The organism is Vibrio sp. HI00D65 (assembly GCF_001635455.1).
GTDB lineage: Bacteria > Pseudomonadota > Gammaproteobacteria > Enterobacterales > Vibrionaceae > Vibrio.
On the sequence record NZ_LWEH01000244.1, the window covers coordinates 19,754 to 32,416 of the forward strand.

At 43.9% G+C, this 12,663-nt stretch carries 10 protein-coding genes and 1 pseudogene; 6 read left to right on the plus strand and 5 right to left on the minus strand.

The genetic code is table 11. From position 1 onward, the window contains the following. The first annotated feature begins 127 nt into the window (after positions 1-127). On the plus strand, positions 128-634 hold the full coding sequence (locus tag A3712_RS16915) for a hypothetical protein (RefSeq protein ID WP_063524375.1): 507 nt from the start codon (positions 128-130) through the stop codon (positions 632-634). 180 nt (positions 635-814) lie between these two features. Then, positions 815-997 (plus strand): annotated as a pseudogene (locus A3712_RS26885) (beta-ketoacyl-ACP synthase); the annotation flags it as partial. Between the two features lie 83 nt (positions 998-1,080). Here the strand turns inward: A3712_RS26885 and gltX are convergent. Beyond that, positions 1,081-2,508, minus strand: coding sequence for a glutamate--tRNA ligase (gene gltX, locus A3712_RS16920; protein ID WP_063524376.1), 1,428 nt, complete (start codon positions 2,506-2,508; stop codon positions 1,081-1,083). A 331-nt stretch (positions 2,509-2,839) separates the two neighbouring features. Between gltX and A3712_RS16925 the strand changes: the two genes are divergently transcribed. Then, positions 2,840-5,623: a heavy metal translocating P-type ATPase gene (locus A3712_RS16925; RefSeq protein WP_063524377.1), complete on the plus strand. Its 2,784-nt coding sequence runs from the start codon at positions 2,840-2,842 to the stop codon at positions 5,621-5,623. Beyond that, on the plus strand, positions 5,613-6,053 hold the full coding sequence (locus A3712_RS16930; RefSeq protein ID WP_063524378.1) for a DUF411 domain-containing protein: 441 nt from the start codon (positions 5,613-5,615) through the stop codon (positions 6,051-6,053). The genes A3712_RS16925 and A3712_RS16930 overlap by 11 nt, the downstream gene beginning before the upstream one ends. 95 nt (positions 6,054-6,148) lie before the next feature. Here A3712_RS16930 and A3712_RS16935 read toward each other — a convergent pair whose 3' ends face one another. After that, positions 6,149-8,800: a beta-N-acetylhexosaminidase gene (locus tag A3712_RS16935; protein WP_063524379.1), complete on the minus strand. Its 2,652-nt coding sequence runs from the start codon at positions 8,798-8,800 to the stop codon at positions 6,149-6,151. A gap of 403 nt (positions 8,801-9,203) precedes the next feature. Between A3712_RS16935 and A3712_RS16940 the strand changes: the two genes are divergently transcribed. Together A3712_RS16940 and A3712_RS16945 are read left to right on the plus strand one after the other, a co-directional pair. Beyond that, positions 9,204-10,082: a TraB/GumN family protein gene (locus tag A3712_RS16940; RefSeq protein WP_063524380.1), complete on the plus strand. Its 879-nt coding sequence runs from the start codon at positions 9,204-9,206 to the stop codon at positions 10,080-10,082. A gap of 121 nt (positions 10,083-10,203) precedes the next feature. Continuing rightward, on the plus strand, positions 10,204-10,626 hold the full coding sequence (locus tag A3712_RS16945; RefSeq protein ID WP_063524381.1) for a hypothetical protein: 423 nt from the start codon (positions 10,204-10,206) through the stop codon (positions 10,624-10,626). 83 nt (positions 10,627-10,709) lie between these two features. Here the strand turns inward: A3712_RS16945 and A3712_RS16950 are convergent, their stop codons facing one another. Genes A3712_RS16950 through A3712_RS16960 form a run of 3 tightly spaced genes read right to left on the minus strand, consistent with a single transcriptional unit; the run spans position 10,710 to position 12,472 of the window. After that, positions 10,710-11,546: a CsgG/HfaB family protein gene (locus tag A3712_RS16950; RefSeq protein ID WP_063524382.1), complete on the minus strand. Its 837-nt coding sequence runs from the start codon at positions 11,544-11,546 to the stop codon at positions 10,710-10,712. Between the two features lie 16 nt (positions 11,547-11,562). Next, a complete protein-coding gene (locus A3712_RS16955; protein WP_063524383.1) occupies positions 11,563-11,973 on the minus strand; it encodes a curli assembly protein CsgF in 411 nt (136 codons plus the stop codon). Positions 11,974-11,983: 10 nt separating this feature from the next. Beyond that, entirely contained in the window at positions 11,984-12,472 is a 489-nt protein-coding gene (locus tag A3712_RS16960; protein WP_063524384.1) for a curli production assembly/transport protein CsgE, read from the minus strand. Between the last annotated feature and the right edge of the window lie 191 nt (positions 12,473-12,663).

The window sequence follows — 12,663 nt, forward strand, 5'->3', positions numbered from 1 at the left end:
TAAACTCATAAATTCTAATAAAGCCTTAGCCCCCCTGCTAAGGCTTTAATTTTTTCATGGGTATTAGTTTCGGTTTTTACGTATTTGTCGTAATCTTACTAATAATATAATCATCATTTATCAAGATATGAGTCAGAATAATCTAATTGGTGCTACCGGTTATCGCTTTATTTCGAAAGGTAAGACCGCTTTTAAGATCCACATCCACACACCAGAAGACACGGTACTGCATCGGTCCGTCGGTTTTGTGCGCATGGGTGAAGATAAAGCGCTTAAAAAAACCATCAAATTAAGAGACGAGCTTGGTAAAGAGCTTTGGGGTAAGTTTTGGAAGAAGGTTCTCAAGGAGCCTCACCTAATGACGCGCCTACCACATAGTTTAGAGCCTAAGATTGTATTCAAACCAAACCCTACACAAAGTGACCCTGAACATCGTGATGAGTGTTATATCGCGAAATGGCGTGTGTTCTCTGATAACGGCGATTACAAATACAAAACCAAGGTCTGCTCGATCAGAAAGCACGGTAGACTGGCCGCTTACAGCCAAACTAAGCGCGCACTACTTGATGCTCACAAAGACGTGATTGATTTACTCATATTCATGGGACGCTTAAACAGCATCGACCTCAAGTAACCACAGCATGGACAAAGCCAATCTCCTATGAACGAATACAAAAACAGCCGCAAATGCGGCTGCTTTTATTTCTAGAATCGTCATCTTAGCGCTTTGGAATATTGTCACGTACCAAGTAGATGACCTAGCCGCTCAAGTGATCCAACTTCAGATGGAAACCATGCAAATCTGTATGGGAAAAGCATTGAGATGATGCACAGCGGCGGGTTCAGCCCAACCCTAAACCTAAAGAATGTCGATGAACAGTGCGGTAAGCTCGATTGCATCACGGGCTCAGGTCGCGAACTGGATGTTGAATATCTGATAAGCAATAACTTTGTCTTCGGTGGTATCAACACCTCTATCATCTTCAAGAAAATCTAAGACTAGCTAGATAAAACTCCAAACAAATAAAAAGGGCCAGTAACCAAGTTACTGACCCTTTTATGAATCTAGCAATCGCTCAATTAAGCGTTAGCTTCACGCTCTACGATGAACTCAAGAGCCATCTTGATGCGAGCAATTACGCGCTCTTTACCAACAAGCTCCATCACAGCATCAACAGAAGGAGATTGACCACCACCTGTTACTGCTACGCGAAGTGGCATACCGATTTTACCCATGCCGATCTCTAGCTCTTCACATACTGCTGCAATCACACCGTCTTTGATGTTTGCCGTTGTGAACTCTTCAAGTGCTTCAACTTTAGCAAGAGCAAGCTCTAATGGGCCTTTAGCAACACCACGTAGGTGCTTCTTAGCTGCGCCAGCTTCGAACTCAGAGAAATCTTCGTAGAAGTAACGAGATTGCTCAGCAAGTTCGATAAGCGTGTTACAACGCTCGCCAACTAGCTTGATCACTTCAGTGATAGCTGGGCCGTTTGTTGTATCGATCTTCTGCGCGTCTAGGTGCCATTGCAGGTATTTTGCAACGTACTCAGGCTCAGAAGTTTTGATGTAGTGGTTGTTCAACCAGAGTAGCTTTTCAGTATTGAATGCAGACGCAGACTTGCTGATTGCGTTCAGGCTGAAGAACTCAATCATCTCTTCTTGAGAGAAGATCTCTTGGTCACCGTGAGACCAACCTAAACGTACTAGGTAGTTGTTTAGTGCGTTAGGTAGGTAACCTTCGTCGCGGTATTGCATTACTGATACAGCGCCGTGACGCTTAGACAGTTTCGCACCGTCATCACCTAGGATCATTGCACAGTGAGCGAAAGTTGGAACTGGCGCGCCTAGTGCTTCGTAGATGTTGATTTGACGAGGTGTGTTATTGATGTGGTCTTCACCGCGAACAACGTGTGTGATGCCCATGTCCCAGTCATCCACTACTACTACGAAGTTGTAAGTGGGAGCACCGTCTGTACGACGAATGATTAGGTCATCAAGTTGGCTGTTAGAAATTTCAATACGACCACGAATTTGGTCATCAAATACTACACTGCCTTCTTTAGGGTTGCGGAAACGGATAACGCATGCATCGCCTTCTCGTGCAGCTTCGTTAGCTGCAATAATTTTAGGGTGGTTCGCATCGTAACGAGCCATCTCTTTATTTGCTTCTTGCTCTGCACGAATTTCATCAAGCAGCTCTTTAGGCGCGTAGCATTTGTATGCTTTGTCTTCAGCTAGAAGCTTATCAACCATTTCGTTGTAACGGTCAAAACGCTTAGATTGGTAGTAAGGACCTTCGTCCCATTCCATACCCATCCATTGCATGCCTTCTAGAATTGCATCAACCGCTTCTTGAGAGTTACGCTCAAGGTCTGTGTCTTCGATACGTAGAACGAATTCACCGCCTTGGTTTTTAGCGAATAGCCAAGAGTAAAGTGCAGTACGTGCACCACCAACGTGAAGATAGCCAGTTGGGCTAGGAGCAAAACGAGTTTTAACCGTCATTTAAATACCTTGATTATGTAGGTGATTCTTTTAGTGGAGCCTATTACAAGGCTTGCAATAGTCAACCATCACTAAATTTTGAGCGCTATTTTATCACCACCGCTTAAATCTACAATCAGTAGTGAATGATTAATGTGCTGTTGTTGTACGAAAGCCGTTATTGAAAGAGCAATTGCGCCCTTAAAGATCGTAAATCTATACCTTTAACTAGTGGATTGTAGTCGTACATTATTAATTTCCCTCTTCCATTCCAGACTAAAACTACCAGCTAGCACTCCACCAAGATCAAATTCTTGAATTTATGTTTGACCTTACCCTTACGGGAAGGTTTATGTTAGGCGTAGATGAGAATTGGAGTATCGATATGAACCACTATACAACCGCGCTCAACGGCCTAAACTGCATGGGATGTGCGAGTAAAGTCCGCACACTGCTCGGCGATCTCGACAATACGACGATTAATGATATATCGCCGACCTATATCGATATTTCGACTCCATTTAGTTACGTTCAACTCAATGAACAGTTAGCGACACTTGGCTACAGCATGGGTAACAAGCTGCACCTTTCACTATCCGGCCTCAGCTGTGGCAAGTGCGTGAGCAAACTGACTCAAGCACTTGAAAAAACTGAGCAAGCCTCAAACCTAGAAGTCAGCAAACAGGAATTATCACTGGTTACCCTGCTTTCTGTATCTGAGGTTATTGAGCTAGTCGAAAGTGTCGGTTTTCACGCTACCCCCTACGCTGAATCTCATGACCAGTCATCAAGTTCAGATTTAGAAGAAGATAAAAAATCAGCACCTACAAAAACAACGTCAACTGAACCCGTTGCAAGTCAATATACTTATCACCTTGTTCTTGAGGGGATGACGTGCGCGAGTTGCGTTTCTTCAGTCGAAAAAGCACTGATAAAGAACGAGTTCGTCGATCAAGCTCAGATCAACCTTGCCGAGCAAACGGCCTTGGTTTTCACCTCAAAAACACGCGTTCTTATTGAAAACAAGCTCATCGAATCGGTGAAAGCCGCGGGGTATGGCGCTGAGTTTGTTGATGATGCGGCCACACAACAACAAAAACAGCAAGAGCAACAACTTCGCACTCAACAGGCCTTCCTGAAAAACTCAGTGAGTGCGCTACTGCTTGGCGGACCATTAATGGTATGGGGCGTCTTCGGCGGCAGCATGACCATTGCGACAGTTAACGACCAACTGGCATGGGGATTCATTGGTGTGGTTTGCATAGTGTTGTTAGCCACTTCTGGACGCAGCTTCTTCACTAACGCGTGGCAATCCTTGATGCATAAGCGCGCGACCATGGACACGCTAGTAGCTTTGGGTACAGGCGCAGCATGGTTCTACTCAATGTTGGTTGTGCTCATTCCATCATGGTTCCCTGAAGCCTCTCGCCATGTCTACTTTGAGGCAAGCGCGATGATCATTGGCCTTATTTCTTTGGGTCACTATATCGAAGCCAAAGCCAAAGCTCGCACTACAAAATCGCTACAGGCACTGATTAATTTACAGCCTCAAAAAGCGATGGTTATCGTCGATGGAAAAGAGCAACTCATTGCTGTAGAGGCTATCAGAGTGGGTATGCAGATACGCGTCAAACCGGGTGAGAAAGTTCCGGTTGATGGTGTTGTGGTATCAGGTGAGTCTTACATCGATGAATCCATGCTAACTGGTGAGCCGCTTCCCAACGTAAAATCAGTTAATGATAGTGTTTCAGCAGGTACCATCAATGGTGATGGCAGCTTAATTATTGAAGCGACAGGAATTGGCTCAAGCACTATGTTGGCTCGCATCATCCAGATGGTTCGCCAAGCACAAAGCAGTAAACCTGCAATTGCCAAGCTTGCCGACTCTATCTCTGCTGTTTTCGTTCCTGTTGTTGTCGCGATCGCAGCCGTTGCTGCCCTAGTGTGGTTTTTTGTTGGCCCACAACCAAGTGCGAGTTACATGCTTGTCATCTCAACGACTGTGCTGATCATTGCTTGTCCGTGTGCTCTAGGCCTTGCCACGCCGCTTTCTATTACAGTCGGTGTCGGAAAAGCTGCTGAGTTTGGCGTTCTGATCAAAGATGCGGATGTGTTGCAGTCAGCGAGCAAAATCGATGCTGTGGTATTTGATAAAACGGGTACCCTGACCCAAGGTAAACCAAGCGTTCAACAGGCCTTTTATCACAACCTATCAGAACAAGAACTGCTGACTTACGCCTATTCGGTTGAAGTTGGTTCAGAACACCCGCTTGCCAAAGCTGTTTGCCAGCATGCCGAGAATTTAGGAGTTTCAGCACTCCCACACAGCGACTTTGAAAACCGCCGAGGCCTTGGCGTGCAAGCCAACATTAACGGAAAACACGTTCAAGTCGGCTCTCTGAGATACCTCACCCAACTCGGTATTGATACTCAAATAGGTAGTGACTTTATTGAACTTTGCCGTAAACAAACATGGACGCCAACCTTCGTCGTCATCGACCAAAAAATGGAAGGCATCTTTGGCATTTCAGACGCGTTAAAAATAGATAGCAAACAAGCGATTACTCAACTAAAATCCGCCGGAATTCACACAGTGCTACTCACTGGCGACAACGACTCGGTTGCTCAAGCGATTGGCAAAAGCGTCGATATCGATGAGGTTATCTCTGAAGTACTTCCAGAGCAGAAAGCGCAACATATTATTCAGCTTCAACAACAATATAAGAGTGTAGCAATGGTTGGAGACGGTATAAACGACGCACCTGCACTGGCTCAGGCCGATATAGGTATCGCAATGGGCAGTGGCAGTGATGTAGCGATCGAGAGTGCACAAATGACACTTCTGAACTCGTCACCTCTTTCTGTTAGTAATGCGATAGAACTCTCCCAAGCAACGGTGAGAAACATGAAGCAAAACCTCTTTGGTGCCTTCATCTACAACTCATTGGGCATTCCTATCGCGGCTGGTGTGCTCTACCCGTTTTTCGGATTTTTACTCAGTCCAGTAGTGGCAGGTGCAGCGATGGCGATGTCGTCCATTACTGTGGTAAGTAATGCCAATCGACTAAGACTATTCAAACCGACCCATTCTAATATCAACAATAATCATATTCATGAGGTTAGCCATGATTCGTAAAATTATGACTCTTACTGCACTCGCTGCAATTTCAGGGCAAGCTCTCGCAACTGATGTTCTAAACCATAAATCACCATACTGCGGCTGTTGTACAGAATGGACAGAGCACATGCGTGATGCTGGTTTCGATGTAACAGAGAAGCTCCACGATGATATGAACCCAATCAAACAAAAGCTAGGGGTTACATCTGAGCTTGCATCTTGTCACACAGCAGAGATTGGCGGTTACGTATTTGAAGGGCACATCCCAGCACAGGACGTGAAAGCCTTTTTAGAAAACCCACCACGTAATGCGATTGGTTTAGCAGTACCGGGAATGCCAATGGGCTCTCCAGGTATGGAGTATGGCGATAAGAAAGACGAATACTCTGTATATGCGTTTAATGACAAAGGTCAGGTGTTTGAGTACCGTCATTACAAAGGCAACTAAAGTACTGGCGTACTAGGAGAAATAAATCCTAAGAAAGCTCCCGTATTATCTAGAATAGGATAAAATGGGAGCTTTCTGTTTATCGTGCTTATTGATTATTTCAGAGAAATAACTCGACTTACTTTCTCACCACTTTCTGAAATAGAACGGATGTAAGTTTCACCGGAGACCGATGGACGTTGCTGCTCATCATACGTTAGCCAGTTTTCACCATCTGCTGAGTATTGAAGCTCTACACCTGGGAATTGAACATTCATCGCTAACTTACCGTCAACAACCTTCGCACCCGGTACTGGTAGTCGGTAATCAATGCCCGCTTTTTCTAGTTTAGCCAGCTCACGTTGACCCACGACATTGGCGAAGCGATTGAAGTCGTGGTTTAGCGATTGCTTATTCACTAGGTTAGTTTCTTGAGAGTATTCAACGCCAACCTTGTAGTCGTTTTCCCAATCTGCTCGGTGCCATGCGCGCTCTGCTGCTGCTAGTACGCGAGGGAACACCATGTATTCATATTGCTCGTCAGTACGTACTGTTTCAGACCAAAGCTGTGCAGATAAACCGTAGAAAGGTTTCGCTTCAACCTCACCTTTGCCTGAGAAACCATTACCATCACGGTCTAATGACGTTTCTGCGTTTTGTGGCATGTTTTCTGGTGCGAAACTAAACACCTTACGAGTATCGGTTGCACGTGTTGCCCAGTAGTAACCGCGCTCTGCTGCATCAACTTCGTATGGCATATCCATGTATACGTAGTCTGGGTTAGAGACAATCACGTCATACCCTTTTGCTGACCAATCATATACTGATGAAGTTCCGCCCCAGTAAAGAACGTCCCAAAAGTTGACGCGTGTACTTTCGGTCGCAAATGCTTCCTCGCCTCCGCTGTATTTCAGACCATCTTGCCATGCTTGGAAATGAGGAATACCTTTGTCAGCAACAATCTTAGAAACCTGTTCTGCGAAGTGGCTTGGTAGATGACCGAAGTCGCTTACAGTACCATCAGCGATCAATGACTGACATTGTGGCGATTGTTGGAACGGCTTATCTTGCTTAGACAAGTCGATGTTGCCTTTCCAAGCCACTTTATCTTCCGTATTGATGTCCTGTAAGCCTGCACCTAACTTGATGTTTTTCGCTTCATCGCCGCCGAAGTGCCAAGTCGTTAGCGGAACGCGCGCTTCTTGGTGCATTGCCGCCACTTCAGAGATTACTTTATCGACGAAATGAGTTGATGACTCCATACATGGGTTAATGAAGCTTTGCTTATCGTAGAACTGAACCGTAGTTACATTCGATGTATCTTGTGGATCCATCAAGCGGTATTCGTTCGCTTCTGCTTCTTTGCCTTCCGCCATTAAACGAGTGTAACGCGCCTCCATTGATACCACAGCTGAACGAGCGTGTGCTGGCATATCAATTTCAGGGATAACTTCGATGCTGCGCGCTTTAGCGTAACTTAGGATCTCGACGTAATCCGCTTTACTAAAGAAACCAGAGCCAAAGTTGTCTGTTGTTGGACCCGAACCTAGCTGAGGCAGTAAGCAACGTTGTTCATCCAAATCAAAACAACGATTAGACCCTACATCCGTTAGCTCTGGTAAACCTGGGATTTCTAAACGCCAACCTTCATCATCCGTTAAGTGAAGGTGCAGTTTATTCATCTTGTATGCCGCCATTTGATCTAGCGTTGCTAGGATGGCATCTTTTGAGTGGAAGTTTCGAGCAACGTCCACCATCACACCACGGTAATCAAAGCGCGGTGCATCTTTAATTGACAGTTGTGGTAATGATTCAGCGTTCTGACTGTCTATTAGGCCAAAAATAGACTGAACTGCGTAGAAAGCACCCGTTTTATCAAACGCTTTAATTGCAATCCCCTCTTCCGAGATGCTCAGTTCATAAGCGCCAGATTTTGCTAAATCACCCGTAAACTGAGTAGGAACAACAGTAACACTTACAGGAAGGTCACCACTCACATCTACGTTTACCACATCTGCACGTTCTTCAATTGCAGCGAACTGATCAGCTGCGAATGCGTCTTTTGGTAAAGCAATACCACCACCAATGCTCACTGAACCTTCACCCGCTTCTACCGACATTGGCGTTGGCAATAGCGTTGTAGATACATCTTGAGTTGCTAGATCAGCATTCTTTTCAAAACGCGTCACCGCTGTCGCCATTACGTTATTATCATCAGGCGTACGCTTAAGGTTATTACCCTCTAAACCAGTTACGAACGATGCAATATCTTCTGTATTCAATGATGCAATCATCTTAGGTTCTGCGTTTGGCGCCGTCACGAATGCACCTGGCATAAAGTCAGTTTCAAACAGTTGCCAGTATTCACTCGTTAACGGAAGAACCACTTCTTCACCAGCCGCAAAGCCGTCGAATTTTTCAGTAGGTTCTAGCTTGTGAAGGTCACCAGTGACACGAGTGATCTTAAATTGCTCATTATCAACATCTAGAATAAGACGAATACTATGGAAGTAGATGCTCCAATCTTTAGAATTAATCGCTTCGCCCTCATTAGTTAATGTCATGTTTACTTTGTTACATGACGCCCACTCAGCACCTAGGTCCTGACAAGCTAAACCTTCATTCGCACCGTGGTTAGTTAGAATTTCGTACTGAATATCAAGATTGTCAGCCAGTGCATTCACTACTTTTTGTTCTGGTGCTTGTGTTACTGCACAACCCGTTAGGCCAGCCAATACCGCTACAGATAGTAAGTTTCTCTTCAACATCGTATTCACCCATAAATTAAAAATTGAGTAAGAAGCAAAATGGAGCGCTTCGAAAGTTAGATAAACTATATGGGCTTATTTTTTACCGTGAATTAAATCGAGTTAATAAAGTGATCGGCTTCAAATCTCAAAAATCTTAATAATATTATTCACATTAAAATCAATAGCTTATATCTAACGGCACTTCCGTCATTTTAATTTTGACGTAAAATTTGAGAAACGAATCACAATCTTTTTTGCAGATTTAATAAAATCGTGTCATTGATAGCCAGAAAGGATTTAGAGTTTCAGCGTATTGTTATACTTTTCGTACAAACAACGTGACATTGTTCTCAAAAAAAACCGTTAAAAAACTCCGTCAAAATCATTTTTAACGAGTTACGTCTTCCTTTAGGAGCTCTCTTTGCGCACATTCTTATACTTAACGTTACTCACTCTTACCTTTACTACTAAGCACGCATTAGCAGAGCCTCTGTATTGGCAAGCCAAAAAGGATGACCTGACCTTAACGATTTTAGGTTCTGTACACGTTGGGGATGAAAGCATGTATCCACTTCCCACGCAGATTACCGACACGTTAAAAGAGAGCGATGGCCTAATCATCGAAACGGATATCAGGAAATCCGAAGGTGTCGTATACCCGGCTACAACAGTCACCACGGCTGATGTACTCAGCGTTGAACAAAAGCAGTTACTAACAAGCATTTCAAAATCTTTAGGTATGCCGACTCAGCAACTATTGAGCTCTCCACCTTGGGCGACATCTCTATCGATACAAATACAACAGTTAAAGAATCTTGGCTATGGCTCGGCGGGCGGTGTAGACGCAACATTAGCATATAAGGCAACCATACAAGACGTTCCGGTGATAAGCTTAGAGCCTTTACAATTTCAAATTGACCTAATCGCCGGACAAAAAGACTCAGGAAAAGAGTGGTTGTTGACTAGCCTTAAAGAATTTGACCAAACGGACCGCGTCGTGCATTGCCTCATTAAAAGCTGGAAAGCGGGCGATGAGTCCAAACTTGAGGATTTTGCAGAGTTGTCTGAAATGCCAACCCAGCTTGAGAAAGCATTCCTAACGGATCGCAACGTAGACTGGGCAAACAAACTCTCTGCCAATGACTGGAAACTCAATACGAAAGGAAACTACTTGTTAGTCGTTGGTGCTTTACACCTGATAGGAGAAGGCAACCTGTTAGATCTGTTAGAAAAGAAAGGCTTTGTAGTTAATCAACAATCACAGAGCCAAAAAGCACAGTGTCAGTTTGAGGATCACTAGTTAATTTTGATGTAATGACTTTTTCATTATAAAAGCGTTTCCTTAATAACAGACATTTTACATTTAGCAACGCTATAGTGGTGCTATAATCTTCCGTTCTTTTATAAATGGTGTTGTTCTAATGAAACCAGTACTTTTCGCCTTTCCCCTAGCCTTTGCCATTCTTATGCCGACAGTCGTGTCTGCCAAAGAAACTTGTACGGTCGAACAATTTCAAGCTGTCGACATTCAACCAGATACAAAGGGTGGCGTGATAGATAAAGAAAGTGGGCAATTTCTGATTACTGAGAAACCGCCAATGCGATGTGCGACGGTAACATTCACAACATCAACCACGAGAAACCGCATCGCCAACCAAATGAATGGGAATTTTAAAGCCAGCTTTTACGATAACCAAACTGGAAACTCTAGTTCGGCTTCATTTAATGAAGACGAGCTGAAGGCTGGTTACATTCGAATTGGCCCAAATAACCCAACAGAAGCTTTTGTTTGTTTCGTCACCTCAGAGACACCGATCAAAGACATTACTTGTGACGTCAAATAATCAGCTAAGTAACCGATAAAAAAACAGGGCTACGGGTAAGGTCCATTTTCCGCATAGCCCTATTTTGCTGCTTACTCGGTTATCTAAAGTATGTCAATGCTCGCTTCAGAATAACGAGCGATGATTGGGTTTTGCATCGCATTAGGGTCACCAGGCGACCACATACCACGTTTCATTCCTTTAACGATTAAATGAATCACGGCCGCATCTATCGCAGACATTACGGCAATATTTACTGGTTCATTTTGGCTGTAGCCCATCTCTACTTCTAACAATTCTTTATAGTCAACAAAGCGAAATGCACCGAAGCCTATTTCATGGGAGGAAATGGTTTTAGTCGTCGTGACACTCAAAAGAACTTGCCCAGTTCGAACGTCGACGGCTCTCAAATTCACCGTAACTTGATCCGTTCTGTATTGCCCGGAACCACCAATACCTAAATACTTAGCGCCAGCTCCTCCGGTAACAATATTTGAGTCATAAGCCACAATCCCGCCTTCGATAACAATGTTAGCGGAACTCAAGGATGACAAATCTGCACCGTGATTATTCACGACTTTGTCTTTTTTCTGAGCCGCACGAATGATCTTACGTTCAGTCAACAAGTTCTGTAGCCCTTCACGTTCTAGAGGGAGGAACCATTGTGAATCAATTAATGCTGTCGTGAGTAGTGATGTACCGCCCTGTGGTACAGCCGTCGAGAAGTTACTATTTGGCTGCGGTTTGTATTGCCCCGTTTGGTCTCTAAAGTCATAGACTGAGACCAATATCTTACCGCGAGGCTGAGGTAATGAGATGAGATCGGTGTAAGTCGATCCTCTCGGCATCAGCTTAGGTGTTTCAGAAGTCTCTGGAATTTGCATAGAGTAGGTGCATCCCCCTAACACTAAGGCTAGAAAGACGATAATAATCGATTTCATAACACTATCCTTGTGATTAGAGGTCTGGATTTAATCCCGATACGCTGATTTCAGTTGACTCACCGGTCGCTTTGTCGACAATTTGAACCAATAAAGTCCCTGAGTCATCAACGATGTTAAGGAAGAAGTCTTCAGTTTCCAGTTGCCCGGTATTTCCGTTACCGACATCAGCGAGCAATTGGCTTATCAAGCGAGACTCTAAGCTGGAGGCTAAACGATCTAATGCGGATTCTTGTTCATCGAAAATATCCCTAGCACTTGGATTTTCATAATCATTGATAGCGTTAGCGTGGTTAAATAGGTGAGAACTGTTTAAAGCGTTTCCACCGAAACTTGGGTTTACGGGCGTATAAACCAATTCGCTCGCGTAAACCGAAGGGGAAGCTAACAACGCAATAAGCGCTGCCTTTCTAAATAGTATCGACATCCTTGACTCCTTAAAATTCATCATGGTCTAGGTCGTAAGTATCCTGAAAGAGCCTTTCCGCTTGCCATCTAATGATGTAATTCCCTACAACTCGTGTTGCATCGGCGGCTCGTTCTTTTGCTTGTCTACGACCGGGCGACAACGCTGTACGGAAGATCGGTTTTCTAGAGTGTTGAACCTCTATGATGCTTCCTGATAAAGCTGTTGGCCTCTCTTTTACCGTCAAATTCTCCATTAGGTCAGGATAACTCTCATTGAGTGATTGCGAGAAAAAGAAGTAGAAGTCATCACCTAAGCGCGTGATTGTTCTATCCACTATTATTCCGTTCACTTCACTAAAGTCGTTAAACTGTTCCTTCAGGTCATTTGTCGAATCCTCAAGTTTTGTTCCATTTTCCAAAGGAGCACCATTTTCAAGACCATGGCTCTTTGCGCCTGCGTCAAAAACACAAGACAATAGAGCAATTGTAAGCAGCTTGATTTTCATAAGGGCTCCCATTCAAAGTCCGTTTACAAAATGAGAATGTGATTCACTGAAACACAGTTAGAGCCTAATTCATGTCCCCAGTAGCATATATAAACTTTTGGATTAATTTCTATGATGATTTAATTAACTAATGAATGGATAAAAAAATCCAATTACTAATTAAATTAATCATATGCAATTAAATATTTTCACCTTTAAGTTTA